The sequence below is a fragment of the Bacillus songklensis genome (assembly GCF_042649685.1).
Classification (GTDB): domain Bacteria; phylum Bacillota; class Bacilli; order Bacillales; family Bacillaceae_H; genus Bacillus_BA; species Bacillus_BA songklensis.
Genome location: NZ_JBHRZT010000043.1, coordinates 74,390 through 99,479, shown reverse-complemented (window position 1 = coordinate 99,479; position 25,090 = coordinate 74,390). Strand labels below are relative to the sequence as shown.

Genomic DNA, 25,090 nt, shown 5'->3' with positions numbered 1-25,090 from the left:
GGACTGATTATGTCAAAAAGATAAATTAAACGGAGAAATTGAGCCCATAGTGCCATAATTGCGGTGCCCAGTTATTATAAGTTCGTATTGATTTATTAGCAGAATCTTTAGGGTAAGGAGATGTATTTTCCTTGTTTATGGAAGTTCCTTTAAAAGTTTGGTTTATATCAATAGTCTGTATGTTGATGCCACTTCTATTAGATGACTATTTTAACGGATTTTTAGAAGTAGTCTGGTGTCTACATCTTATACCAATATATATTTTTACTCATTTTTCACGACTTTCTGGCGGGATTATTCTTTGTTTTGTTTCGGTGTTTCTTCATGGCGCGTGGGAATTTGGAGAATATGTGAAAGAACAGGGAATTGATGTCCATGATGGTCAAATCTTTCTGCAGATGACTTTTATTAAAATAATCTCTATAGTTGGATTGAACCTTATACTCAATGCGATTAATAATCAAAAAATGGAATTTAAAATCATGAATCAAATTTTAGAGGAGAAATCAAAAGCCCTGGAAAAACTAGCCTTTCATGATTCGTTGACGGGATTACCGAATCGTTATTTGTTAAATGAGTATATTCAAAAAGCAATAGCACGAGGTAAAAGAACTAAATGTAAACTTGCGATTATGTATATTGATCTAGATGGGTTTAAGACCATTAATGACACGATGGGACATGCGATGGGGGACATGCTATTAAAGCAGGTGACGAAAAGACTCAACCAATCTGTCCGTGAGGAAGATATTGTGGCCCGGCAAGGAGGGGACGAGTTTATTATTTTGTTCGAAAATGTAGATTACACTCAAATTGTCGAAGTTGCCGAACGCATCCTTTATGGGTTTTCTAGTCCATTTTTATTGGGGAATGAATTTTTCTACACTTCTCCAAGTATTGGGATTAGCTTATATCCGGTAGATGGCACTGATGCGGAAACGTTGGTGAAAGCTGCCGACCAGGCGATGTATAGTGCTAAAGAACGAGGAAAAAATACGTTTCATTTTTATACAGCTGATTCCCATAAAAACCATTATAGAAAAATGAGATTAGAACAGGGGCTACGCAAAGCGATTGATTGTAACGAGTTGATCCTTCATTACCAACCCCAAGTGAATATACGAACAGGTGAAATCACCGGAGTGGAAGCTTTAATAAGATGGAACCATCCAGAATTAGGACTGATTTCACCGATGGAGTTTATTCCATTGGCAGAGGAATACGGCATGATTATCCCGATAGGAAACTGGGTTCTTGAAACGGCATGCAAACAAAGCCAATTATGGCGCCAAGAAGGAATGCCGTCTTTACGCATGGCTGTTAATATTTCGGTTGCCCAGTTTAAATCTCCGTATTTTACCAGAAAGGTAAAACGAATTTTAGAGGAAACAGGGATGGATCCCCGATTGCTTGAGTTGGAAATTACGGAATCAATCATGCAAGATATAAAAGAATCTACCTATATCATTAATGAACTAAGAGCATTGGGAGTGAATGTTTCCATCGATGACTTTGGAACAGGCTACTCTTCGTTAAGTGTTCTGAACCATTTACCCGTTAATAAGATAAAGATTGATCGATCTTTTATAAAAGACGTCACTAGCCAACCCCATACAACCTCCATTGTACAAAAGATTATTGAAATGGGGAAAGATTTAAGTTTTTTAATTATTGCGGAAGGAGTGGAAACGGAGCAGCAAGTGTCCTTTTTGCAAGGAATTCACTGTGATGAAGCTCAAGGCTACTTCTTTAGTCCGCCATTGCCAGCTCATGAAATGGAGCAGATGCTTAAAAAACCTGCCTTATTAAATTGTTAAAGAAAAGGTTCTGGTTCAAACCTCCAATGTTGTCAAAATACGCATAAAAATATAGTGTAAATACCGAACGTTATAGATGGTTTTCATCGTAAAAGTTCACCATAAAGGATTTAACTGCGAATAAAACGGACGCATTTATTAGTTAATGTTCATTTAGATTTTGCTATCTGATTCTTTTTGCACCAGAACCACATTGATATTTACTTTTAGGTAGAATTGGGATGAAAAAAGTTATTTCAATCCATGAATTAGGTATGCTAAGGCGAAGAATACCTACCGAAAAATGGCAAACCTGAACGAAAGTCAGGGACGCAAAGCCACAGGTCTAAGGCGAATTATTATGAAAGCTGGGTTGCCGAAGGAGAAAATAAAAATGAATTTGTTATTGAGTGAATCATCCATTGAAGTCTATAAATCTATCATTGAATATCATCCTGATGCGATTTTTGTTCTCTCCGTGGATGGAAAAGTCATGGAAGTGAATCAAGTGGTAACAAAGATATTTGGATACTCGCAGGAAGAAGTTCAAGGAATCCATTATCAAGATATCATCGTTCCTGAACATGTAGAAGCAACCAATCGGTATTTTGCACAAACGTTACAAGGAACTCCTTGTGAGTATGAAACGCAGGCTATTCATAAAAGTGGAGAAATTATCGATTTGCAGGTAAAGAACGTACCTTTGATGGTCAGCGGTGAAATTGTCGGTATTTTTGGTGTGGCGAAAGACGTGACAGAGCTGCATAAAACAAAAGCATCTTTAAACCAGATGGAAGAAAGGGTAAAAGCCCTTTTCAACTCCACTGGTGATGCTATCGACATCTTGGATTTGGATGGGAATGTCCTGGATGTAAACCCTGCATTTGAAGAAATCTATGGATGGAAACGTGAGGAGTTAATTGGAAATCGATTACCCATTATCCCCTCCTATCGGTTCTCTCAACAAGACGACATGGTGGAACAAGTGAAATTAGGTAAACATATCAAAGGATTTGAAACGACTTGTATCAAAAAGGATGGGACACCCGTTGAGGTGAGCTTAACCCTCTCCCCGATTCGAGATGCGAACGGGAACATTGTGGGAATTTCGGGTATTACCAGAGATATTACCAAACAAAAACAATTGGAACTATCATTAAAAGAAAGTGAAGAGCGTTATCGAAGATTAGTAGAACTGTCTCCTGAACCCATCATCGTTTATCAAAATGGACGAATCCAATATGCCAATCCATCTTGTATCAAACTGATAGGAGTATCGTCATTAGAAGAGTTGATAGGTAAATCCATTATGGATTATTTTCATCCTGATTCCGTTCGTTTGATTGAACATCGAATCAAGCAAGTAGAAAGAATAGGCATGGTTGTTGCTCCTACGGAAGAAAAATTAGTACGTTTGGATGGGACTGTGATTGATTTAGAAGTAACAGGAATCACCATGGATATGGTTCGAGGCGAAAGCAACTCCTGTTTTTGATGAAGAAGGTGATTTTAAGCATTTTCTTGTGGTATCAAGAGAAATTACAGAAAGAAAAATGTATGAAGAAAAACTAACCCACATGGCGTATCATGATGCGTTGACGGGTTTACCGAATCGGAGACTATTTAAAGAACGATTGAAACAATCCATCAAAGAGGCAGAGCGATATAGGCGTAAGATGGCAGTCATGTATATGGATATGGATATGGATAACTTCAAAGACATCAATGATACCTTGGGTCACGATGTAGGGGATGAACTTCTCGAGCAATTCTCCAAGAGGATACAAAGTTGTCTTCGAGAAAGCGATACCTTTGCACGACAAGGTGGAGATGAATTTACTATCCTTCTTCCTAATATTCAGGGAGAGGAGGAGGATTTACAAATAGCTGAACGAATTCTTACATCTCTTCAGGAACCTTGGAACCTTGGAGAATATAGCTTCCAAACCACTTCCAGTATCGGAATTGCCTTTTATCCTAAAGATGGAATTACAAAGAATGAACTGATGAAATATGCGGATATCGCTTTATACGAAGCGAAGAAGAATGGAAGAAACAATTTTAAAACTTATAAATTATAATGAGTAGATAGTAAAACTATAATAAAATGAAACCTTTTAGACTTTTAATCGTATATAAAATAAGAAATAAACAGATGCCTTATCATATCGAGAATCATTTTACTTTTTGGAGGAGCCTGTCACCAAGGGATACGTATGTCCTTATGGTGACAGGCTCTTTTTTCATTTTTTAGCTTGAAACACATTATAAAATAGAGAAAGGTGGTATTTAGGTGTTAATACTTCAATTAGCCATTATTTTAATTGCCTCTAAAATTGCAGGAGACATAAGCGTAAGATTGGGGCAGCCTTCAGTTCTTGGTAAACTTCTGATTGGAATTGTACTGGGACCGTCAGTTTTAGGATTGGTGACCGAGACAGAAACATTAACAGAATTTAGTCAAATCGGTGTCATACTTCTTATGTTTATTGCAGGACTAGAAACGGACATTGATGAATTTAAAAGGACTGGAAAAGCTTCCGCCTTTGTAGGTGTTGGGGGGATTATTGTTCCTCTTGTTTTAGGATATTTCGCTGGAATGATGTTGAACCTTACAGCTATACAGTCCTGGTTTTTAGGGTTATTACTTTCAGCTACCAGTGTAAGTATCTCTGTTCAAGCCCTTAAAGAGATGAATCAATTAAAATCCCGTGAAGGGGCAACCATTTTAGGGGCCGCCGTTATTGATGATGTTGTAGTCATCATTGCTTTGGCATTTTTAATGAGCCTAGCTGGCGGGGATGTCAATTTAGGCACGGTCGTATTAAAGAAAGTATTATTTTTTGCAGGAGCCATCCTTGTGGGGTGGAAAGTAGTCCCCTGGTTTTTGAAAAAATTTGCACCATTAAGAGTGACTGAATCTGTTATTTCCGCTGCTTTAATTATCTGTTTTGTTTATGCCTATCTAGCGGAATACACAGGGGTTGCTGCGATTATCGGAGCTTATATAGCAGGAGTAGCCATCAGTTTAACAGATTACAAACACGAAGTTTTCGAAAAGGTGGAAACGATCAGTTATTCTATTTTTGTTCCTGTATTCTTTACATCCATTGGTGTCGCTGCTCAGTTTAGTGGGATTACTAAAAATTTAGGCCTTATTGTTCTGTTAAGTATTTTAGCTATCCTTACGAAATTAATCGGTGCAGCAATCGGTGCCAAAGTGGCCGGATTCTCTTGGAATAGCTCGTTGGGGATAGGTTCAGCTATGGTGTCCCGTGGTGAAGTAGCATTAATTATCGCAGCTATTGGTTTAGAAACTAAGCTATTGAGCCAAGATATGTTTGCTGTTATTGTCGTAGTCATTCTTGTGACAACGATTGTAACTCCACCAATGATGAAATGGCTTTTTAAGTCAAAATCTAAAGTAGAAAATATAAAAAATGCTGGTTGACTAAATGAAGTCATTAAAAGGTAAGAAGGGAAAAGTTTAATTAATTTAGGGGAGAAAATGATATTGTACAATCAGCATAAGTTAACTAATAAAGCGGCAGCTAATCGCTGCCGCTTTATTAGTTAACATAACAATAGAGTAAGCCAATCTTCTTCACGTTTCCAATAGTTGTATCTTCCGGTTTTTAGTAAGGAGAAGAGTCAATCATAATCAAGCTTTAATCTTATATGTTTTGTTATTTTTGAGGTTTATATTCATTTTAATATGGAAAAGATGTTTAGGGAAAAGTTGACTCAAAAATAATAAAGATAGGAGGGGATTTTATTGATTGAAAATCTGATGAATGTTCAAGAAATTTTACTTCGATCCAAAGGTGCATTGAATACGTTTAAGGAAATTTTGGTTCCAACTATTGAACAAGCAAAAGATGAACATGAACGCTTATATTGGCACCATATTTATGAAGAGGAAGAGCATCGCTTCGATCGATTAGAGGCGTTATTGCCAAAGCTACATTCACAAATTCAAAATAAGTCAACTCTTTCTAAGGAAAATGGAGAATTCCTCCGTTTATTACAAGATATTAGCTTAGAAAAATTTGGTTTACATAATTTTTTGGAACATCTGGACTTGTCACTTTTTCACTACAAGGATACTGAGTATCAAGGAATAATTGAACCACTGAGAAACATGACTTCTACGGATTATCAAACATTAAAATATACATTTGAAGAATTAAACAAAGAATTGGACACGCCCGTTCACCTTGAAGCATCGGTACCTACAGATGAGAAAGAAAATATATCGAAAAGTCTAAAAATTGAGACTTATACCCAGGACAGTCAAACTCCTCCTCAACAAACTGTTTTTTTGAAAACATCTTTAACTGTAGGCAATTTAAAAAGAGTGTAAAGGAGGAAGACTCATGGATAAATCAGTGATTTATTCTGATTCCCCATTGAATAATCAACAATGGAGAGAGTTAGACCAAACAGTGATTGAAACTGCCCGCCAACAACTAGTAGGCAGAAGATTCATCGACATATATGGGCCGTTGGGAGAAGGGGTCCAGTCAGTTGCAAATGATATTTATGAGGAACCCGAAAATGGGGGAATCAGCTTTCATGGTGAAAAACTGGATCTTTCTGAGCCGACACGTCGAGTGCATTTAACGATTCCGTTTATATATAAGGATTTTATTTTGTATTGGCGTGATATTCAACAAGCAAGGCAACTCGCTAGTCCTATTGATTTTTCAGCTGCCGCAAATGCTGCCCAGCAGTGTGCATTGTTGGAAGATGATTTGATTTTTAATGGGTCTGCTCAATTCAATCTTCCTGGAATTATGAATGTAAAAGGAAAAATTGCCCATATACGCAATGATTGGATGAAATCAGGGAATGCTTTTGCTGATGTTGTGGAAGCCCGAAACAAATTGCTGCAATCAGGACATACAGGTCCCTATGCATTAGTGCTCTCACCGGAATTATATGCCCTTATTCATAGGGTTCACGAAGGCACACATGTGCTGGAAATTGAGCATATTAGAGAGTTGATGACTGCAGGCATTTACCAAACACCTATGATTAAAGGCAGGAAAGGTGTAGTTATTGACTCAGGGAAGCAAAATATAGACTTAGCGATAGCGGTAGACTTCCAAACAACATTTTTTGATGATGAAAATATGAACCATATCTTCCGTGTTTATGAGTCTATTGTGCCGAGAATAAAGCGTCCAACTGCAATCTGTACGTTAGAAGATCCGGATGGCGACTAATTTCAATATAAACAGCAACTGCTGTTTATATTGAAATTTAAGCGATGTGCTTTAACTTGGCCTCTATCCTGGAAATGTTTAAAGATAAATCATGATCTTCGATATCAAAACCGATGTCATCAATAATCATTTTTACTTCCTTAAGGAAATGGATGGTGTAACTCCCTTGATGGATTTCAAAGAGACGAGTTAAGTATTTTAATTTTTCTTTAGTAATTGTATCTTTATAAGTTGAATTTTTTAATTCTAGTACTTTTTTATGTTCCGGTGAAGATATAACACTGATTTCATTTACATTTACAATGACTTTTTCACCTTTGGTGGTCACGAATCCAATTGAATAATAGCTCGAACCTAAATGATCAATATGGACTATGCATGCATGTTCATACTTTTCTCCTGAGCGAAGGCGGATAAATGAGGTTTCAATAACCCCGCCAATTTTTCTATGATTAGTTAAAACAGCATTAATATCTCTTAATCCATTAATTTGATACCCCATAGATTGTCCCCCTTTTTTTATATGATAACAGTTCTCAATTGTGTTGTAAATGAGATTCGTTTTCAAAATGGTATGGGAATAAATGGAGTGAGAGGAGGAGGCTAAGTGGAAAGAAAATTAACAGTAGGTTCATTAATACAAGGAAAATATTCAATCGAAGTTGGAGACTTGATCATTGAGCCGGAAAAGAATCCGATAAAAACCTTTATTGAAATTAAGCAAAATAATCAATCATTTAAGTTAACCCCTGCCCCTAACGAATTATTGTTAGATAGTGCATTAAAACAAAATATCCCATTAGATTATAAATGCAGGAAAGGAACATGCGGAAGGTGTGCTGTCGAGATTCTTGAGGGACATAATTTATTGCATCCGCCAAATGAAATTGAGCTAAAAAAGTGTAGGGACGCGAATTTCCGTTTGGCATGTCAAGCCAAGATAAAATAATTCCATCGTCCTCTATTCGATAAAGGAGAATTTGCCGGAAAGTACACATGTTCATGAGAAAAAGCCAGCATCCTTATGGGCTTTTCTTTTTTAGAGGACAATATTCTCTATTCTTCTAATTCATGGTGATCTCAATACAGCAAATTTGAGGATTTATTGAAAAAGTGATAAAAAGTTAAGCTTTTTTCTTCTCCGGCTACCGCTATAATAAAATCATTTAAAAGTGTATAAACTCAAATTGAAAAGGGACGGTGAAAAAAGAAGGACCCCTTTTTTCACCGTCCCTTTTATAAATACTTGTTTAAAAGAAAATATTTTCGGTTAAACAAAGAACGAGTCTCGTTGTAATCTTTTAATCTATTAAAAAAACGACTTGCTTCCTAGGTAGCGAGGGCTCCAATAAGAATTGCTTAGTGATGAAATCATAACACCTCTTGAAGAGGAAGCATGAATAAAGTTCCCTCCACCGATGTAAATGCCAGCATGAGAAGCTCCGGGCTGATATGTTTCAAAAAATACAATATCTCCGACACTTGGACTGCTTACTTTCGTTCCTGCTGCATAAATGCTTGCTACTGTACGCGGTAAGCCGATTCCTGCTTTTTCATATACATATTTAAGGAAACCGCTGCAGTCAAAACCGCTAGGAGACGTACCGCCCCATACGTACGGGCTGCCGATCAATTTCTTAGCAAGAGAGACCACTTCATTTGCCACGCTCATGCTCGAAACTCCAGCCACTTGCGATGATGCAGAAACGGCTTGATTTGATGATAATGCTCTTAGAGTAGCAGGGCCGGCAATTCCATCCACAGCTAAATGATTAGCACGTTGGAAGGCCATTACGGCGTTTTTAGTAATAGATCCATAGTAACCAGTTGCATTTGCGGTGAAGTATCCTTTATTTTTTAATGCTTGTTGAAGCTGTTGGACCGCTGTGCCTTTCATTCCGAGCTTTAACACCGTACTAGTACTTACAGACGTTTGAGAACCAGCAGAAGTAGATTGCATACCTAATAAAGCGCGATATGTATTAGGTCCCACAATTCCATCCACCGTTAAGTTATGGGCACGTTGAAAAGCCATTACCGCATCTTTAGTGATAAAGCCGTAATAACCAGTAACAGTCGATTTAAAGTAACCCTTTTTCTTCAGTAGTGTTTGTACTTCTTTTACATCATTACTTTTCATGCCCAATTTTAAAATAGTAGAGTGGCTGGAAGCGGATGAATGTTCAAGAGCCTGTACAGTTTTTGGTCCGACGACTCCATCTGCTGCCAAGTTGTTGGCACGTTGGAAAGAAAGTACCGAACTCTTCGTTAAAGATCCGAAATAACCTGTCGAAGTGTGGTTGAAATATCCCTTTTGCTTTAGTTTATTTTGGAGTTCTTGTACATCGTTGTTTTTCATGCCTTGTTTTAATATTTGATCGCCTAGCGCGGCGTGACTGATCGTTGGTAATACTGTTAATGACGAACAAAGAGCAACAGAATATAGTATTTTTTTCACAATAATTTCCTCCATAATCATTTTATACCTGACGTAACAATGTTTACATACTAACAATCAAACATTACAATTTATATTCAGTATTGTTACATTTTTGTTACAAATTTCGACATAGTTAGATAGTAGCTGTCGGTCTGTGATATACTGCTTCCTTTGACTTAAAAATTTAATAGTACGATAATAATGCTATGGGAGAAATCAGAGGTCATCTCGATCGATCAGAGATAGGAAGGCATGTGAAATTAATTAACCAGTACGGAAATCAGGGGGATTTTCGTATATTGTGGTCAGTAAAGGAATTTATTCACAACAGGAAATAGGGATTAAAGGAGGGGCGTGAAAGCCTTGAACGAGATGTGAAATGTTTTGGAAAAAACAATGGCATACGGGGGCGGGTGCAAGAGTATTGGATATATTTTTGATTGATGGAATAAAATGAATATACTTTGTTTACTAATAAGAGAAAGGCATTATACAATGAGTTGGAAAAATGGACAAAAAGCTCCCGGTCGTTTGACAGCTTTTTGCCCTTCTTTAGTACTATAGGCGCACAATCATTCTGACGCGCAATAGAAACTAGTAATGAACAACATTAGGATTCGTTTTCCAGAGGTAAAAAGGATCTTCTTCGGCAGAAATAGAAAATGAAACCTGTTTCGCCGAGATGCTTCTCTCGCCGGGGGACTTAGGAATTTCATGGTAAATAAAATCATCATCAAATCCAATGGCGGACGCTCTGGTGCGGTTATGATAATAATAAACTTCCTTGATTCTAGCCCAGTAAATGGCACTCATGCACATAGGGCATGGTTCGCTGCTTGTGTAGAGGATACAGTCTTGCAGCTGAAAGGTTGAAAGGGTATGGCAAGTGTGGCGGATCGCTTGAATTTCTGCATGGGCAGTAGGATCGTTTGAGGTTGTTACTTGATTGGCCCCCGTTCCGATAATTTTGCCATCTCGAACAATAACGGCTCCGAATGGTCCCCCGGTTCCATTCCTTGCATTTTCAGCCGCTAGTTTCAAAGCTAGGTTAAGAAAGTGTTGATGGTTACTCATTGTTTCTTCTCTCCTTTATATGAGATGATAAGCGGCAGCCGGCTTACGAAATGTCCCTCCTTATGGATTCTTTCTCAATCATCCAGCTGATCCATTCTTTTTTTCCTTCGCGGGTGAGCGAATAAACTTTTTTGTTAGGGCCTCCTTGTTGATAGATATATTCACTGGGAATAAAATATATTGACAATTCTTCTAAAATGGCTTAAAAATGAAGTGACAAGAAAACACGGCAGAAGTTTTCTAGGGTTCCGCAGTTGATGGCTGGTCTGGTCCGAGAGAAAACGCACAGTTACTGTGTTACACGGAGGGATAAAAGCCCGGGAGATATCGTTTGAATGATGATCTCCCGGGCTTTTTATGTTTTTTGGCAAATACTAAGAAGGATCAGAAAGGAGAATGAAAATGAATTCGAACTGGTTAAAAGTCTTCATCGCAGCCTTTTTTGAAGTGTTTTGGGTGATAGGGTTAAAGCATGCTGATAACGTATGGGAATGGATTGGAACGGTGATTTCCATTTTTATTAGCTTTTATATGATGATTATGGCTGGCCGGACATTGCCGATAGGGACTGTATATGCGGTATTCGTTGGAATGGGAACAGCAGGTACCGTTTTTGCCGAGATTGTGTTTTTCGGGGAGCCTTTTAAATTGGCGAAAGTGTTTTTTATTCTTTTACTGCTTATTGGAGTGGTGGGATTGAAACTGGTGACGAAAGAGCCGCAGTCGTGTTCGGAAGGAGATGAATCATAATGGCTTGGTTGTATGTTGTATTGGCAGGAATGTTTGAAATGATTGGAGTTACGATGATTAATAAATGGCATCAAGATCGCAGCAGTATATCGCTTATAATGTTACTCACCGGATTTGCCGCAAGCTTTTTCTTTCTGTCGCTTGCCATGAAGACGTTGCCGATGGGAACGGCCTATGCGATTTGGACAGGAATAGGGGCATCAGGCGGTGCGATTTTAGGGATGGTGCAATACGGGGAATCTAAAGATCGGCGCCGTATTTTCTTTATCGGATTAATTCTTGCTACGGCTATAGGGTTAAAATTGGTTTCTTGATATGAGTGCGGTTAAGTTAAGCCTCCATCGTTGTTCATTAGCATAACCAATAAATATAAAAAACATGAATAATAGAAGGATATGACATAAAAGGGGAAGAAATACATAAAAGGTATCATAACTGGAAAAGGAGCATGTTGTGCAGTTACTTAAATATATCTTTTTCATCATAGCCATCGTTGGGCAATTGGCAGGCATCGTGTTGCTTTTTATCGATAAACAAAAAGCGTTGGGATTTTTTATCATCTATGGAATAGGATTAGTATTGTTATTAGTTGTTCTAATGATAGAACGGAAAAAAGAAAAGAAGGAGGAAGATGAACATGATTATCGTGACTACTGATTTCGTGCCGGGAAAAGAAATTAAAGAGTTAAAAGGTTTTGTAAAAGGAAGTACCGTGCAGTCAAAACATATCGGTAAAGATATTATGGCAGGCTTAAAGACGATTGTAGGAGGAGAAATTAAAGAGTATACGGAGATGATGGATGAAGCCCGTCAGCAAGCAATCGGACGTATGGTGGAGGATGCGCAGCACAAAGGAGCAAACGCTATTATTGCGATAAGGCTGGAAACATCTAGTGTGATGCAAAATGCTTCGGAAATTATAGCTTATGGCACAGCTGTCTATGTTGAGTAAGTTCGTTTGCATATTTACTGGTTGTAAAAAAAATCAAGTGTGTTATACTAAAATCGTAAAAACCAAATAATCCGAAAATTCACTAGGGGAGTCCTTATGGGCTGAGACGGAAATACTTCCGGACCCTTTGAACCTGATCTGGATTATACCAGCGTAGGGAAGTGGTGGCGTAACGATATTGTTGTAGTTGTTATATTTAACCCACTCTGCGTGCAGAGTGGGTTTTTATTTTGTCCCGCTCTAACGGTCGTTAAGCTCTGGTGATCTTCGGGAAAGAGCAACTGTCCGTAAGAGCCCGATAAGTTCAACTAACCATCAGGGGGATAGTACTTCCCCTGATGGAAGTTTCACTTTATATGAAAGGCTTGAAAAATGAAAAAATCATTTGCGTTTCATGCTATTTCCACAGGAAAACAGTCTCAAGAAGAGCTTGTTAAGGTTATTGCAGCTATTCATCGTCATGTTGATGTGATTCATTTACGGGAAAAGACAAAGACCGCGAGTGAATTAGTCCAAATTATGGAGCGGTTGCAGCTTTATGATGTCCCCCTTTCTAAAATCATTGTCAATGACCGTGTAGATGTTGCCTATGCGATGGGCGCGCTTGGAGTTCAATTAGCTTATCACAGTCTTCCGGTCCAACAAGTTAAATCGAGGTTTCCTTCTTTGCTGGTTGGAAAATCTGTTCACTCTGTAGGGGAAGCTCGTTTAGCAGAAAAACAGGGAGCAGATTACGTTTTATACGGTCATATTTATTCGTCCCAGTCTAAAGCGGGACAGACGCCTAGAGGGATTCCGGCACTGCAGGAAGTTATAACGGCTGTTTCAATTCCGGTTGTTGCTATCGGAGGTATCCGTCCGGAGCATATGCAACAGTTGAAGCAGACAGGTGTTTCCGGAATAGCAGTTATGTCCGGGGTTTTTTTATCGGATGATCCGCCAGAAGCTGTAAAGCGTTATCAATTCTTTTTACAAAATGGAGATGAGTTGTGTGAAGGAACATGTTGATGTCATTGTCGTAGGCGGCGGGGTCATCGGTTGCTCGATCGCCTATCAATTGGCGAAAAATGGAGTAAAAGTTATGGTGCTAGAAAGAAATAAAATCGGCAGTGAAGCTTCAAGTGCAGCAGCCGGTATTTTAGGCGCCCAGGCAGAAATTGATGAGGAAGGGCCGCTATTGGAATTTGCTTTACAAAGCCGCAGTCAGTTTTCTGAATTGGTGGAAGAGTTAAAAGAGGAAACGGGAATCGATGTAGAACTCATTCAAAAAGGAGTGCTAAAACCCGCCCGATCTCAGCAAGAAGCAGTTTTGCTAAGAGAAAAAGTAAAGCAGCATCAAAGATGGGATAGGGATGTGACCTGGCTGACACAACAAGAGGCAGTCGAACAGGAAGAACGACTATCACCATTTCTCGCGGGAGCAATGTACATACCGAATGACGGTCAACTGAATCCTGCCAAATTAACGGAAGCTCTTGCATTGGCTGCTTCCTATCATGGTGCGATCATAAATGAATATTGTGATGTGCGCTCTCTTATTTATGTAGAAAATCAAATAAAGGGAGTAATCACTGCCAATCAAGTCATACACAGCGACAAGGTCATCGTGACAACGGGGTCATGGGCTAAACAGCTAATGGGCGGTTTACTGCCAAAATGCAATGTTTATCCCGTGAAAGGTGAGTGTATATCTGTTACAACAAGAAAAAAAGTGATAGAATGCACCATTTTTTTGGATGAAGGGTTTTATCTTGTCCCAAAAACGGGGGGACGCATTGTCATTGGAGCGACTAAAATCCCTCATTCCTTTAATAAGGATGTGTCAGTACATGGAGTCATGCATCTTTTACAAAAGGCAAAGGAAATTGTTCCATCTATTGGAGAGGCGGTATTCGAGCGGCATTGGGCAGGATTGAGACCGCAAACGGCTGACGGGTTGCCGTATTTAGGAAAGCACGAGGAGTATGAAAGATTGTATATGGCCTTTGGGCATTATCGGAATGGCATTTTATTAAGTGCTGCAACAGGAATCTTTATGGCTGATCTCATTCAAGGAAGACCGGTATCTCCGTATTTTCTTGAAGCGTTTCGAGCGAATCGGCACCACATCCATACATAAAGGGGGCATTACATGAAGCTGATCATTAATGGAGAGACGATGCGAATAACTGAAGAAGTCGAAACGGTCGAGCAGTTATTGGAATTTTACCAACTCGGTAATCGTGTTGTCATTGTTGAATTAAACGAAGAGATTTTGCAAAAAGAAGAACATGCAAGTACAAAGCTGAAAGATGGAGATCATATTGAACTTGTATCATTTGTAGGAGGCGGTTGAACATGTTAAAGATTGGTCCATATGAATTCACATCTCGTTTGTTGTTGGGAACAGGAAAATTCACGAGCTATGACATTCAAAAACAAGCGGTAGAAACATCTGAAACGAATATTTTAACATTTGCGGTAAGGAGAATGGATATTTTTGATGCTTCACAGCCCAATTTATTAGAAGCATTGGAGGTTCATAGATTTACGCTGCTTCCAAATACAGCCGGAGCCAAAACGGCAAAAGAAGCAGTACGCATTGCAAAGCTCGCAAAAGCATCTGGTCTTTGCGACATGGTAAAAGTAGAGGTTATCGGCTGTGATAAAACATTACTTCCTGATCCTGTCGAAACCTTGAAGGCGAGCGAGGAGTTATTGAAAGAAGGATTTATTGTCTTGCCTTATACGTCAGATGATGTCGTACTCGCTCGTCGATTGCAAGAGTTGGGAGTTCATGCAATTATGCCGGGCGCTTCACCGATCGGGAGCGGGCAAGGCATTATCAATCCCCTTAACCTTAGCTTCATCATCGAACAAGCAAATGTACCCGTCATCGTGGATGCCGGGATTGGAACGGCTTCTGATGCCGCACTGGCGATGGAATTGGGAGCTGACGGAGTATTACTGAATACAGCAGTTTCCGGTGCGAAAGATCCTGTAAGTATGGCAAAAGCAATGAAGCTTGCGATCGAAGCTGGCCGTCTTGCTTACGAATCAGGAAGAATACCGAAAAAACGTTATGCAACAGCAAGCAGCCCAATCGAAGGAATGAGCGTCGTTTGATTGAGCGCTACTCACGCCAAGAATTATTCGCACCGATTGGAAAAGAGGGCCAAAAGAAAATTGAATCGAAGCATGTGCTGATTGTGGGTGCAGGAGCGTTAGGTACAGGCAGCGCTGAAGCGCTTGTGCGTGCAGGAGTCGGTAAGGTGACGATTGTGGACCGTGACTATGTAGAGTGGAGCAACTTGCAGCGCCAGCAGTTGTACAGTGAGCAAGATGCAGCGAAGAGGGTCCCGAAAGCGATTGCGGCAAAACAACGCTTACAGAACATCAACTCTACGGTTGACATACATGTCCATGTAATGGATGCCAATGCAAATGAGTTACAGGAACTTTTAAAAGACGTAGATGTCATCATAGATGCAACGGACAATTTTGATACCCGCTTTGTCATCAATGACCTTGCACAAAAATATAACATTCCATGGATATACGGAGCATGTGTAGGAAGTTACGGCCTCAGTTATACGATTATTCCGGGGAAGACACCGTGTTTATCGTGTTTATTAGAAACGGTTCCGATGAATGGTTTAACATGCGATACAGCAGGGATTATCAGCCCTGCTGTCGGGATGGTTGTCGCCTATCAAGTAGCTGAAGCCATAAAATTGATGGTAGGAGATGAAGATTCATTACGTCACAAGCTGGTTTCTTTCGATTTATGGAAGAATCAACATACGATGATTGCAGTAGAGAAGCTAAAGAGAATGGATTGTCCATCATGCGGCACGAATCCAACTTATCCTTTTTTGCAGTATGACAACCAAGTGAAGACAGCGGTTCTATGCGGACGAAATACGGTTCAGATTCGTCCTCCTTATGGACAAAACCGGCATTTGGAGGAGACCGCACAGCTGCTAGAAAAACAACATGGGAAAGTAGAAAAAAACCCGTATCTTGTTTCTTTCACAGTCGGTGAACATCGTCTTGTTTTATTTAAGGATGGCCGTGTGTTTGTGCATGGAACAAATGATATAATGTTAGCAAAAACATTGTATCATCGTTATTTAGGTTAAAAGGAAGAGTGATAAACATGACCATTGCAAAAGCATTAACGATCGCAGGTTCTGACAGCGGAGGCGGAGCGGGAATCCAGGCAGACTTGAAAACGTTCCAGGAGCGCCTTGTGTTTGGAATGTCGGCCATCACGGCCGTTACGGCCCAAAACACGACAGGGGTACAAGGTGTATACCCGCTTTCGCCGGAGGCCATCGCGGCACAAATAGACTCTGTTGTTGTTGACTTACGTCCCTCTGCGCTTAAAACAGGGATGTTGTTTAGTGCTGAGATTATTGAGCTTGTGGCGAACAAAATAGAAGAACACAGCTTACAGAATGTGGTGGTAGACCCGGTCATGATCGCAAAGGGAGGAGCCTCTCTATTGCAGCAAAGTGCAGTAAACATGTTAAAGGAAAAGCTTTTGCCTTTATGTGATGTGGTTACGCCGAATATTCCCGAAGCAGAAGAGTTAACGGGGATGAAAATCGAAACAATGCAAGACCGCAAGGAAGCGGCAAAATACTTATCCGACTTAGGCGCCAAGCATATCGTTATTAAAGGCGGACATTCACATACAAATGAACTCATCGATTTGCTGTATGATGGGCAAAGGTTTACGGAATTTACACATGAGCGCATTGCTACAAAACACACACATGGAACCGGCTGTACGTTTTCAGCATGTGTCGCGGCTGAATTAGCTAAAGGAGCTTCCGTTTTACAGGCAGTTGACACAGCATCTGAATTTGTTCATGCTGCCATTAAACACACATTAAATATTGGAAGCGGGCATGGGCCGACTAACCATTGGGCTTATCGAAAACAGGAAGTGATGATATGATGAAGTTAAGAGAGCAGTTGGCTTTATATTTTGTGATGGGAAGCCCAAATTGCCAGAGCGTTCCAGAAGAAGTGGTAGAAGAAGCGATTGAAGGCGGAGTGACCATTTTTCAGTTTAGGGAAAAAGGAACGGGAAGTTTGGAAGGGGAAGAAAAGAAAAGATTAGCCAAAGCGTTGCAGGATATTTGTAAAAAGCATGGTGTACCGTTTGTTGTCAATGATGATGTAGATTTGGCGATCGAAATTGAAGCAGACGGTGTTCATATTGGTCAAGAAGATGAACAAATCGAGTTTGTACGAAAGAAAATCGGAAATAAGATTTTAGGAGTATCCGTTCACGATGTTGAGGAAGCTAAACAGGCTGAAGCATTAGGAGCAGATTACCTTGGAGTTGGGCCCATCTTTTACACCACGACAAAAGAAGATATTCGTGAAGTAAGCGGCCCTGATGTCATCCAAGCTATAAGGGCTCACGGGTTAACGCTTCCTCTTGTGGGAATCGGGGGGATAAACGCTCAAAATACCCATGAAGTGATAGAGGCTGGTGCTGATGGGGTGGCTGTAATCTCAGCAATTTCACTGCAAGAATCTCCTCGGCAATCAGCGAAAGAATTAAGAGCAATTATTGATGCATCAAAATGATAAAAAGCTGCCGCTGGCAGCTTTTTTCATTCTGCAAGAAAGCATAGCTTGCTGTGCTTTTCTTATTGTCCAGCTCCGCAAGCTATGCTCTACGTCCACTGAATTGATTGCTTCTAAACGTGTAGATGCTACCATTAATGACAAATTATCAGTACTGGATTACACAAAACAAAAGCCGAACGCACCAATTAAAATTGCGGACGAAGCAGAAGATGCGGCGGAAAGCGGCTTAATGTTTAGAAAAGACAGCGGCAAATTAGTAGAAGAAGTAAATAAAGCGTTAAAAGAAATGAAAGAAGACGGAACATACAAAAAGATTTCTGAAAAGTGGTTTGGTGAAGATGTATCTCCTAAATAATATTTTTCAAGATCCAGAACGTTTAGAACACCTCACAACAATTGCAAAGAGTTCCCTTTATCCGATGATAGAGGGAGCTCTTAAATATACGATTCCGCTAACGCTTATTACTTTCGTTTTAGGAATTATCATTGCTGTATTAACAGCGCTTGCCCGCTTATCAACTATAAAAGCATTGAACATAATTGCACGTGTGTATGTTTCCATTATTCGCGGTACACCTTTACTTGTGCAATTATTTATTATTTTTTACGGGTTGCCTAATCTCGGTCTTACCATCGATCCGTTCCCGTCAGCTGTGATTGGATTTTCTCTGAGTGTGGGAGCCTACGCATCTGAGATTATTCGTGCTGCCATTTTATCCATTCCGCCATTATCCAACTCTTTTATCAGTCTTGTAAAAGATACTTCACCTGCTTCACTTATTCTTGTTACGGAAATGTTCCGAAGAGCGCAAGAAATCGCCGCTACCAATTATGAGTTTTTGCTTTTATACAGTGAGGCAGCATTGCTTTATTGGATTCTTTGTTTCGTGCTTTCTGTCATCCAGGGTAGAATTGAAGCGCGCTTAGATCGGTATGTATCCAACTAAAAGGCGTGATGGAGAAGGAGTTTTAGACAATGATTAAAGTAAAAAATCTTCATAAGTCGTTTGACAGCCTGCATGTATTAAAGGGTATTGATTTAGAAATTGAACAAGGGAAGGTTGTAGTGGTCATTGGACCTTCCGGTTCGGGGAAAACAACCTTTTTGCGCTGTTTGAACATCCTTGAAACACCAACGAGCGGAACGGTTGAAATCGATGCGAAAGCATTGGACTTTGGTGAAATGGTAGTTGTGACACATGAGATGAGATTTGCTAGGGAAGCAGCAGATGAAGTGATCTTCATGGATCAAGGGAACATTATAGAGCGCGGCAAACCGGAAGCCATCTTTACAAACCCAAAAGAAGAACGCACACGCCGTTTCTTAAATATGATTCAATAGAAAAGGAGGTTATGTTTATAACCTCCTTTTCTATTGGGACAGCATATATTTTCATAAATGGGCACCCAGACAGCATGCCGGGGGCACGATAGCCGTGTTATGTGATTTTTATACGCTTTTATGGTAAGTTATACCAAGATATAAATGGCATCCGCTGTTTAGAATTTCAATGTTTAACATATATTATTCATGTGAAATACCCAATGTTTGAGCGGGGTGAAAAGCATGAGTCAAATATGTCCTTTATGCAACGGATTCCAGCAGTCTCATTATACTTGTCCAAAATGCGGGCACCACGAGGAAGATATGGGAAGAATCATTGACTATTTCGGTCCTTACAGTGCGTATATGGAGATTGATCATTTAAAATTAATAGACGGAATCCCCACAACACTAAGCCAGCATCAGTGTGCCCATGTACTTTATTGTCCAGTGTGTCATCATGAGGAAGTAAAATTAATTCAAGAATAGTAATAAGATGAAAAAAGGAATCCCCGTATATGAGGATTCCTTTTTTATCATTCTTTTTCAGCACGAATGCGTCTTTCATTATCTGCATCGAAGAAATGGGCTTTGTTGATGTCTAGAGCCAAGTCCATTTGTTGTCCCGGTTTTACTTCTGTGCGAGCATCTACGCGTGCAACAAAGTCTTGGCCGTTGATTTGGGCATATAACATCGTTTCAGCCCCCATTAATTCAGCTACATCCACTTTGATGCTTACTTTTGTACCTTGTGATGCTTCAATGAATACAGGTTCATCGTGGAAATCCTCAGGACGAATTCCAAGAATGATTTCTTTATTTACATAGCCTTGATCGCGCAATACTTTCATTTTTCCTTCCGGTACAGCGATATTTACTTCGCCGATTTGGAACATACCGTCTTTTAGTGTCCCTTTAAAGAAGTTCATCGCAGGTGAGCCGATGAAGCCGCCAACGAATACATTTTCAGGCTTTTCATATACTTCCTTTGGAGCACCAACTTGTTGGATGATTCCATCTTTCATCACGACGAGGCGAGTAGCCATTGTCATCGCTTCCGTTTGGTCGTGCGTTACGTAAATAGTGGTTGTTTGTAAACGTTGGTGCAATTTTGCGATTTCAGAGCGCATTTGTACACGAAGTTTTGCATCCAGGTTTGATAAAGGCTCATCCATTAAGAATACTTTTGCATCCCGGACAATCGCACGGCCCAGGGCAACGCGCTGACGCTGACCTCCGGAAAGGGCTTTTGGCTTGCGGTCCAAGTATTGCTCAAGACCGAGAATGCGTGCTGCATCTTTTACGCGGCGGTCGATCTCATCCTTTGGAAATTTGCGTAGTTTTAAACCGAATGCCATGTTGTCATATACGCTCATATGCGGATATAAGGCGTAGTTTTGGAAGACCATCGCAATGTCACGGTCTTTTGGCGCTACATCGTTTACACGTTTGCCATCGATATAGAAGTCACCTTTTGAGATATCTTCGAGACCTGCTACCATACGAAGAGTTGTTGATTTACCACAACCGGATGGACCTACGAATACGATAAATTCTTTGTCTTGAATATGAAGATTGAAGTCTTGAACGGCTGTAACGTTTTTATCATAGATTTTATAAATGTGATCCAAGCGTAACTCTGCCATTTATATCCCTCCTAATTGAAAGCGATTTCTTTATTGATTAAAGTTTAAAACGCTTTATGTTTTACGTAAATGGACGAAGTGCACAAAAAAAAGAAAGGTGTTTCATGCATGTTGACGAAATCCCTTTCTTTTTATCGTAAATTTGTTAAGTCACAACGTTACATTCAGCCGGGCTCAACTTGTTTGAAGTGTTCTACAACCGGGAATGGATCGCGAAGATGGTGCAATAATACCTTCCATATGCCAGAACTTTAACTTTCTTCCGCTTCTTTTGCCAAAATCGACAAATAAGCAGCAACCGCTCCTTGAAAATGTTTAATATCTATTCCGGTTTTCTCAATGAATTTATCGATGCGGTACTGCAGGCTATTGCGATGCATATATAATTTTTTGGAGGTAAGGGATACATTCAAATTACACTCAAGATACATTTTGACCGTTTTGAGCAACTCTTCATCTTGTGCTACCTGGCTAACGGCATTTTGAAGTTCTTTCTTCAAAGAATCAGGTGTGTGTGTGAGTAGTAAATACGCGAATACATCTGTGATTCGAATCATTTTTTTGTGATGGAGCACTTGTTTGCATAAATGAAACCAGTTTTTTTCCAGCTGAAACTGGCTGCCTGGTGCGATGGGCAAGCGATGGGTTTGTCCCTCAAAAAATTGCATTTTGGAATTGAAATCACTTATTAGCACATCAATGACAACATCGAGATTATGTTCATGGGGAGTAAGGTGTTCAAACTTTTCAATGAGGACACCATCGTAATCATTCTCCCACACGATGACAACATTCGAATGATAGAGCCCTTTTAATGTTTCTTCGAACTCATGCTTAGCTTGAATAGGGTGAGCCAAGGAGAAATGAATAAACTGTATGTAGGCATCAATCTCCTCATGCAGCACTTCATGATGATTTTGAAACAGTAGTTTGTGCCAATATGCTTTTTCAGGAGGGACATGGTCAAGTTCGACTTGATAGGGTGTTAAAAAGATTGAGAGCAATTCGAAATCTTTGGAAGAAAGGGCTTTCTTGTCAATTCCAATATAATTATTGTCTTTTGTTTGAAACCAAGCGAGATGGGGTGCGCAATGAGGGGTATCGACAAAAGTGATATGGTCGCCATAGTAAGCTTTTAAACGGTCAATCATTATAAATCTCTCCAGTAACAAAATGTTAATCACTATTTTATCATAATTATATGAATTCAGATAAAGAATTTAGCATAAGCAAAAAACGCTCATGCTAAATTCTTGAACAGCTTATTCAAGATGCGAGAACAGAAAGGCGGTGAATGACAGAAGACGCGGCGAAATTGTCCAGCTGTAGCGGCTAGAGACTCGCGTCGCTTCACCTTCTTCCTCAGAAGCAAAGAGCGCTTCCGGTGAAGAAGCTTCCAGCGCGTTTCGTCCTTGGAAGAGCCGTTTCCGTTTTTCTTTGTTGTCCAGCCACGCCTCCTAGCTCCGCTTTTCTCGTCATTCATAGACGTGAAACAACATCAATTCGTGAATTTGCGAAGAAACGTCGTGAATGGTTGATTCGGGAGGAGAAAGATTGACCCATTCAATTTGACCATTTCTGTGGTAGAGAGCTTGATAAACCCGACCTCCGTAATAAAAGGAAAGAGACCAGCCAGGTATGTTGTCATGTTCATATAAAGGACGATACTGAAAATGTGAAATCAATGCTTATTCCTCCTTTCAAATATTTGAATTTTCAATCTTCAAGACTAGTTTATCATGTGATTGTTCGTTGTAATAGAGGGAGAGGGAAATTTGGTTAATTGATAAAAAAGAGAGCAGAGATTCATAAGGCGTTCCTGCTGAATTTCTGCTTCATCAAAAATCATGGGTTTCGCATTTATTTCAAGAATATAGTAATGGCCATCCGCTGATTTTACCATATCCATAGAAAATTCACCGATCAAACCATATGCTGTTTCTAATTGGTGGCCGCAAGCTGAAGCGATCAATCTAATAAGAGGGATGTTCAGGCGCTGGCTCACGTGGGAGAACGGTACAATCATACCGCCGCTTGGTACATGTGTTGTTACATTTTGTATGCCGGACTGGCGAATGCCAATGCCGCTGATATGATAGTCACCTTGCCCTCTAACGACAATGATTCGTAAATCATACCGCTTTCCGTTGATACAATCTGAATCAATTCCTTGTTGGACAAGCCAGTTTTCATCCAGCAGAGAGCTGTTGAGGAACTCTTCGATATTCTGGTACAACTGGGACTGTTTAATCGTTTCTGCAAGAAGTTGTTCTTCTGCTATTTTCTTCAATCGATAAATTCCTTTTCCTTTGCTTCCTTCTGAAGGTTTAACATAAACGAAGGAATGATGCTCAAGCATCTTCTCGATTGATTGTTTGCTTTCGTATCGGATGGTGTATGGAAGATGCTTTTTTAATAGAGTGTGCTGAGAGAAAAGCTGATGAAGGCACCATTTTGAAAAAAAGTGGGGGTTGAATAAAGGAATGCTTTCTCTTTGACATCGCTTCAGCACATTTTTGCAATGTCCTTTTCTTTCCTGCCTGCGACCCGGGAAACGGTTATATAAAACATCTGGAAGAGGAGTGAGGACATCTATCCATTTCCCGTTCGTACTGTCGTAAATTTTTCCTTTTACACAAGTGTTGTACATATTTTCAGGAGAGAAAACAAGGAGGAGCCCTCCTTGTTTTTGTAAGGCATCATGTAATTGAATAAAATGTTCATAACGTTTTTGGTTTAATGAGTCGGTGGTTTTTCGGCTGGTTAACACGCCCACTATGGGTCCTGCTTTATCTTTATGAATACGCATGGTAAAGGAGAGAGATGGATGGTCCTTTGATTGGAAGGGGAGATCCACTCGCTGATGGCCCCACGACAAAGATCGATGGGAATGTGTATGATACCACGTCTCGTTTAAAGAATCAAAGTGAATGGTGATCATGTGTATAGTTCCTCAGGCGCATGAATACTTTTTTCTGCCAGATGAATGGCATACGATAAGGAAAGTTTTCTCGTTAACATATCTTGTTCAAATAGTTTCGGATGCTTAAAGATCGAGCGTCCTGGTTTGGAGTTTGCCTCAAATATCCATACACGTCCCTGATCATCCATACCAAAATCAAATCCAATCTCTCCGATAAATCCCGCTACATCTCGTTCAATTGTCTCGCTAATCAATAAAGCAGCTTGTTCTAACTGTTGCTTGATGTCACGGCATCGATCTGGAGAAGGGAAAATTTCTTCTATGGTTTTAATCATACCGCCATTATTTAGATGGGTAGTGACACTGCCCCTTCCGGCTACTTTTGCTGCCACTGCTGTCAACTGCCACTTTCCATGTTCATTTTTATTTGTATGAACACGGAAATCGAGCGGCCTTCCTTGGAAGCGGATTAAGGGAATGCGTTGCTGAACAATATAGTCATCGAGTTTTTTTTCTTGAAATAAGTGAGACAGAAGAATCGGCAATTGATAAAACTTGCGGAGTACCTTTTTTTCTCCATCATGATAACGGCAATAATAACTTTCAGAAGAAGGAGAATAGATAATTTCAAAAATTCCCTTACCAAGACTCCCGTTAATGGGTTTCAAAAAGACACCTTGATGTTTTTCGAGTAAGGATCGTATGTGTTTAATAGAAGGATTTTTAAAGGTTTCAGGTAAGAAGCTTTGAGTTTCTTCATTTGTCTGCAGGCGCTGATAAATATCCCATTTGTTGAAAAATCCTGGATTGTACCAGGGAATTAAATATTGAGACTGCAGTTTTTCTTTAATGGTTGTAAAGAGTTCATGGTTTTCTGTTTGGCGGTTTGGCAAACGATCATAAACGACATGAGGAAAAGGCACATCTGCCTGACTCCAGCCATCATTTGTATAAAAATATCCGCGGATGGTGCCGCTGTCCCAGTTAATATGATGGGCACCAAACAAGAAAGCATATCCTCCGGTCGATTTAACGGTAGATAATAATTTTGAAAAGAAGATGGAGCGTTGCCCGATTGGGCGCAGCTTTGAACCGGTAAACCCTGCAGAAAAAATGCCGATTAACGGCCCTATATGAACGGTATCATCTCGGAAGAAGAGATGAACCGACTGACAAAAGGGTATGCTTAATTCATGAAAGAGAGAGGTGGACATTAGGACTTCCTGCTCTAACTGAGATGAAAATATGATCGTGCAAGGAAAAGTCCGCGCTCCAAATGAGATGGAGCGAAGATCGCTATGTTCATATCGGGCAGGGAGGTATATCGTATGTTGTTTTTCGTCTATTAACGATAAGTTCATCGTCACA

29 protein-coding genes, 1 pseudogene and 3 riboswitches are annotated in these 25,090 nt (G+C 39.9%); of the genes and pseudogenes, 22 read left to right on the top strand and 8 right to left on the bottom strand.

What is annotated here, in order from left to right:
• The first annotated feature begins 350 nt into the window (after positions 1–350).
• The 6 genes from ACFOU2_RS10125 to ACFOU2_RS10100 all read left to right on the top strand — a co-directional run bounded on the left by ACFOU2_RS10125 (position 351) and on the right by ACFOU2_RS10100 (position 7,024).
• The gene (locus tag ACFOU2_RS10125) at positions 351–1,817 is read left to right on the top strand and encodes a putative bifunctional diguanylate cyclase/phosphodiesterase (RefSeq protein WP_377914735.1); all 1,467 of its coding nucleotides are present in this window, start codon (positions 351–353) and stop codon (positions 1,815–1,817) included.
• Between the two features lie 275 nt (positions 1,818–2,092).
• Positions 2,093–2,177: riboswitch (cyclic di-GMP riboswitch) on the top strand.
• Positions 2,178–2,190: 13 nt separating this feature from the next.
• A complete protein-coding gene (locus ACFOU2_RS10120; RefSeq protein ID WP_377914732.1) occupies positions 2,191–3,291 on the top strand; it encodes a PAS domain-containing protein in 1,101 nt (366 codons plus the stop codon).
• Positions 3,257–3,877 (top strand): diguanylate cyclase domain-containing protein, encoded by a 621-nt coding sequence (locus ACFOU2_RS10115; protein WP_377914896.1) that lies wholly within the window; start codon positions 3,257–3,259, stop codon positions 3,875–3,877. Before ACFOU2_RS10120 ends, ACFOU2_RS10115 begins: the two co-directional genes overlap by 35 nt.
• A gap of 212 nt (positions 3,878–4,089) precedes the next feature.
• Positions 4,090–5,247, top strand: coding sequence for a cation:proton antiporter (locus ACFOU2_RS10110; RefSeq protein ID WP_377914730.1), 1,158 nt, complete (start codon positions 4,090–4,092; stop codon positions 5,245–5,247).
• A gap of 324 nt (positions 5,248–5,571) precedes the next feature.
• Entirely contained in the window at positions 5,572–6,159 is a 588-nt protein-coding gene (locus ACFOU2_RS10105; protein WP_377914728.1) for an IMEF encapsulin system ferritin-like cargo protein, read from the top strand.
• A gap of 13 nt (positions 6,160–6,172) precedes the next feature.
• Positions 6,173–7,024 carry a family 1 encapsulin nanocompartment shell protein gene (locus tag ACFOU2_RS10100; RefSeq protein ID WP_377914726.1) on the top strand — a complete coding sequence of 284 codons (852 nt, stop codon included), beginning with the start codon at positions 6,173–6,175 and terminating at the stop codon, positions 7,022–7,024.
• A gap of 37 nt (positions 7,025–7,061) precedes the next feature.
• Here the strand turns inward: ACFOU2_RS10100 and ACFOU2_RS10095 are convergent, their stop codons facing one another.
• Positions 7,062–7,526 carry a hypothetical protein gene (locus tag ACFOU2_RS10095; protein WP_377914724.1) on the bottom strand — a complete coding sequence of 155 codons (465 nt, stop codon included), beginning with the start codon at positions 7,524–7,526 and terminating at the stop codon, positions 7,062–7,064.
• Positions 7,527–7,631: 105 nt separating this feature from the next.
• Between ACFOU2_RS10095 and ACFOU2_RS10090 the strand changes: the two genes are divergently transcribed.
• Positions 7,632–7,973 (top strand): 2Fe-2S iron-sulfur cluster-binding protein, encoded by a 342-nt coding sequence (locus tag ACFOU2_RS10090; protein WP_377914722.1) that lies wholly within the window; start codon positions 7,632–7,634, stop codon positions 7,971–7,973.
• A 360-nt stretch (positions 7,974–8,333) separates the two neighbouring features.
• On the opposite strand, the gene ACFOU2_RS10085 is transcribed toward ACFOU2_RS10090, so the two are convergent.
• A complete protein-coding gene (locus tag ACFOU2_RS10085) occupies positions 8,334–9,482 on the bottom strand; it encodes a C40 family peptidase (protein WP_377914720.1) in 1,149 nt (382 codons plus the stop codon).
• A gap of 576 nt (positions 9,483–10,058) precedes the next feature.
• A complete protein-coding gene (locus tag ACFOU2_RS10080; RefSeq protein WP_377914718.1) occupies positions 10,059–10,538 on the bottom strand; it encodes a nucleoside deaminase in 480 nt (159 codons plus the stop codon).
• Positions 10,539–10,767: 229 nt separating this feature from the next.
• Positions 10,768–10,864: riboswitch (guanidine-I (ykkC/yxkD leader) on the top strand.
• A 76-nt stretch (positions 10,865–10,940) separates the two neighbouring features.
• Here ACFOU2_RS10080 and ACFOU2_RS10075 point away from each other — a divergent pair.
• The 15 genes and pseudogenes from ACFOU2_RS10075 to ACFOU2_RS10005 all read left to right on the top strand — a co-directional run bounded on the left by ACFOU2_RS10075 (position 10,941) and on the right by ACFOU2_RS10005 (position 19,642).
• On the top strand, positions 10,941–11,288 hold the full coding sequence (locus ACFOU2_RS10075; RefSeq protein ID WP_377914716.1) for a DMT family transporter: 348 nt from the start codon (positions 10,941–10,943) through the stop codon (positions 11,286–11,288).
• The gene (locus ACFOU2_RS10070; RefSeq protein ID WP_377914714.1) at positions 11,288–11,602 is read left to right on the top strand and encodes a DMT family transporter; all 315 of its coding nucleotides are present in this window, start codon (positions 11,288–11,290) and stop codon (positions 11,600–11,602) included. The genes ACFOU2_RS10075 and ACFOU2_RS10070 overlap by 1 nt, the downstream gene beginning before the upstream one ends.
• A 139-nt stretch (positions 11,603–11,741) precedes the next feature.
• Positions 11,742–11,945: a hypothetical protein gene (locus ACFOU2_RS10065; RefSeq protein ID WP_377914712.1), complete on the top strand. Its 204-nt coding sequence runs from the start codon at positions 11,742–11,744 to the stop codon at positions 11,943–11,945.
• Positions 11,926–12,240 carry a YbjQ family protein gene (locus ACFOU2_RS10060; protein ID WP_377914710.1) on the top strand — a complete coding sequence of 105 codons (315 nt, stop codon included), beginning with the start codon at positions 11,926–11,928 and terminating at the stop codon, positions 12,238–12,240. Before ACFOU2_RS10065 ends, ACFOU2_RS10060 begins: the two co-directional genes overlap by 20 nt.
• Before the next feature lie 74 nt (positions 12,241–12,314).
• Positions 12,315–12,417: riboswitch (TPP riboswitch) on the top strand.
• 195 nt (positions 12,418–12,612) lie between these two features.
• On the top strand, positions 12,613–13,248 hold the full coding sequence (gene tenI / locus ACFOU2_RS10055) for a thiazole tautomerase TenI (RefSeq protein WP_377914708.1): 636 nt from the start codon (positions 12,613–12,615) through the stop codon (positions 13,246–13,248).
• Positions 13,232–14,359, top strand: a complete 1,128-nt coding sequence (thiO, locus tag ACFOU2_RS10050) for a glycine oxidase ThiO (RefSeq protein WP_377914706.1) — start codon at positions 13,232–13,234, stop codon at positions 14,357–14,359. Before tenI ends, thiO begins: the two co-directional genes overlap by 17 nt.
• 12 nt (positions 14,360–14,371) lie before the next feature.
• The gene (thiS, locus tag ACFOU2_RS10045; protein ID WP_377914704.1) at positions 14,372–14,575 is read left to right on the top strand and encodes a sulfur carrier protein ThiS; all 204 of its coding nucleotides are present in this window, start codon (positions 14,372–14,374) and stop codon (positions 14,573–14,575) included.
• On the top strand, positions 14,572–15,345 hold the full coding sequence (locus ACFOU2_RS10040; RefSeq protein ID WP_377914702.1) for a thiazole synthase: 774 nt from the start codon (positions 14,572–14,574) through the stop codon (positions 15,343–15,345). Before thiS ends, ACFOU2_RS10040 begins: the two co-directional genes overlap by 4 nt.
• Positions 15,342–16,361, top strand: a complete 1,020-nt coding sequence (locus ACFOU2_RS10035) for a thiazole biosynthesis adenylyltransferase ThiF (RefSeq protein WP_377914700.1) — start codon at positions 15,342–15,344, stop codon at positions 16,359–16,361. The genes ACFOU2_RS10040 and ACFOU2_RS10035 overlap by 4 nt, the downstream gene beginning before the upstream one ends.
• Before the next feature lie 17 nt (positions 16,362–16,378).
• Positions 16,379–17,185: a bifunctional hydroxymethylpyrimidine kinase/phosphomethylpyrimidine kinase gene (gene thiD, locus ACFOU2_RS10030; protein ID WP_377914698.1), complete on the top strand. Its 807-nt coding sequence runs from the start codon at positions 16,379–16,381 to the stop codon at positions 17,183–17,185.
• The gene (gene thiE, locus ACFOU2_RS10025) at positions 17,182–17,826 is read left to right on the top strand and encodes a thiamine phosphate synthase (RefSeq protein WP_377914696.1); all 645 of its coding nucleotides are present in this window, start codon (positions 17,182–17,184) and stop codon (positions 17,824–17,826) included. Before thiD ends, thiE begins: the two co-directional genes overlap by 4 nt.
• 100 nt (positions 17,827–17,926) lie before the next feature.
• Positions 17,927–18,184: pseudogene (locus ACFOU2_RS10020) on the top strand (transporter substrate-binding domain-containing protein); the annotation flags it as partial.
• Complete coding sequence (locus tag ACFOU2_RS10015; RefSeq protein WP_377914694.1) at positions 18,168–18,776, top strand: amino acid ABC transporter permease; 609 nt, start codon at positions 18,168–18,170, stop codon at positions 18,774–18,776. The pseudogene ACFOU2_RS10020 and the gene ACFOU2_RS10015, both read left to right, overlap by 17 nt.
• A gap of 29 nt (positions 18,777–18,805) precedes the next feature.
• Positions 18,806–19,171, top strand: coding sequence for an ATP-binding cassette domain-containing protein (locus ACFOU2_RS10010; RefSeq protein ID WP_377914692.1), 366 nt, complete (start codon positions 18,806–18,808; stop codon positions 19,169–19,171).
• 225 nt (positions 19,172–19,396) lie between these two features.
• The gene (locus tag ACFOU2_RS10005) at positions 19,397–19,642 is read left to right on the top strand and encodes a hypothetical protein (protein ID WP_377914690.1); all 246 of its coding nucleotides are present in this window, start codon (positions 19,397–19,399) and stop codon (positions 19,640–19,642) included.
• Positions 19,643–19,689: 47 nt separating this feature from the next.
• On the opposite strand, the gene ACFOU2_RS10000 is transcribed toward ACFOU2_RS10005, so the two are convergent.
• The 5 genes from ACFOU2_RS10000 to ACFOU2_RS09980 form a co-directional block, all read right to left on the bottom strand.
• Positions 19,690–20,799, bottom strand: a complete 1,110-nt coding sequence (locus ACFOU2_RS10000; RefSeq protein WP_377914688.1) for an ABC transporter ATP-binding protein — start codon at positions 20,797–20,799, stop codon at positions 19,690–19,692.
• 251 nt (positions 20,800–21,050) lie between these two features.
• Entirely contained in the window at positions 21,051–21,950 is a 900-nt protein-coding gene (locus ACFOU2_RS09995; RefSeq protein ID WP_377914686.1) for a PucR family transcriptional regulator, read from the bottom strand.
• A gap of 324 nt (positions 21,951–22,274) precedes the next feature.
• Positions 22,275–22,484, bottom strand: coding sequence for a YheE family protein (locus ACFOU2_RS09990; RefSeq protein WP_377914684.1), 210 nt, complete (start codon positions 22,482–22,484; stop codon positions 22,275–22,277).
• A gap of 44 nt (positions 22,485–22,528) precedes the next feature.
• On the bottom strand, positions 22,529–23,575 hold the full coding sequence (locus ACFOU2_RS09985; protein ID WP_377914682.1) for a YheC/YheD family endospore coat-associated protein: 1,047 nt from the start codon (positions 23,573–23,575) through the stop codon (positions 22,529–22,531).
• A gap of 161 nt (positions 23,576–23,736) precedes the next feature.
• On the bottom strand, positions 23,737–25,083 hold the full coding sequence (locus tag ACFOU2_RS09980) for a YheC/YheD family endospore coat-associated protein (RefSeq protein WP_377914680.1): 1,347 nt from the start codon (positions 25,081–25,083) through the stop codon (positions 23,737–23,739).
• Positions 25,084–25,090 lie beyond the last annotated feature (7 nt).

Coding starts and splice junctions, on each gene's coding strand:
- ACFOU2_RS10120 (WP_377914732.1), top strand. CDS start 2,191: ATGAATTTGTTATTGAGTGAATCATCCATTGAAGTCTATAAATCTATC.
- ACFOU2_RS10100 (WP_377914726.1), top strand. CDS start 6,173: ATGGATAAATCAGTGATTTATTCTGATTCCCCATTGAATAATCAACAA.
- ACFOU2_RS10095 (WP_377914724.1), bottom strand. CDS start 7,526: ATGGGGTATCAAATTAATGGATTAAGAGATATTAATGCTGTTTTAACT.
- ACFOU2_RS10080 (WP_377914718.1), bottom strand. CDS start 10,538: ATGAGTAACCATCAACACTTTCTTAACCTAGCTTTGAAACTAGCGGCT.
- ACFOU2_RS10075 (WP_377914716.1), top strand. CDS start 10,941: ATGAATTCGAACTGGTTAAAAGTCTTCATCGCAGCCTTTTTTGAAGTG.
- ACFOU2_RS10070 (WP_377914714.1), top strand. CDS start 11,288: ATGGCTTGGTTGTATGTTGTATTGGCAGGAATGTTTGAAATGATTGGA.
- ACFOU2_RS10060 (WP_377914710.1), top strand. CDS start 11,926: ATGATTATCGTGACTACTGATTTCGTGCCGGGAAAAGAAATTAAAGAG.
- tenI (WP_377914708.1), top strand. CDS start 12,613: ATGAAAAAATCATTTGCGTTTCATGCTATTTCCACAGGAAAACAGTCT.
- thiS (WP_377914704.1), top strand. CDS start 14,372: ATGAAGCTGATCATTAATGGAGAGACGATGCGAATAACTGAAGAAGTC.
- thiD (WP_377914698.1), top strand. CDS start 16,379: ATGACCATTGCAAAAGCATTAACGATCGCAGGTTCTGACAGCGGAGGC.
- thiE (WP_377914696.1), top strand. CDS start 17,182: ATGATGAAGTTAAGAGAGCAGTTGGCTTTATATTTTGTGATGGGAAGC.
- ACFOU2_RS10015 (WP_377914694.1), top strand. CDS start 18,168: ATGTATCTCCTAAATAATATTTTTCAAGATCCAGAACGTTTAGAACAC.
- ACFOU2_RS10010 (WP_377914692.1), top strand. CDS start 18,806: ATGATTAAAGTAAAAAATCTTCATAAGTCGTTTGACAGCCTGCATGTA.
- ACFOU2_RS10005 (WP_377914690.1), top strand. CDS start 19,397: ATGAGTCAAATATGTCCTTTATGCAACGGATTCCAGCAGTCTCATTAT.
- ACFOU2_RS10000 (WP_377914688.1), bottom strand. CDS start 20,799: ATGGCAGAGTTACGCTTGGATCACATTTATAAAATCTATGATAAAAAC.
- ACFOU2_RS09995 (WP_377914686.1), bottom strand. CDS start 21,950: ATGATTGACCGTTTAAAAGCTTACTATGGCGACCATATCACTTTTGTC.
- ACFOU2_RS09980 (WP_377914680.1), bottom strand. CDS start 25,083: ATGAACTTATCGTTAATAGACGAAAAACAACATACGATATACCTCCCT.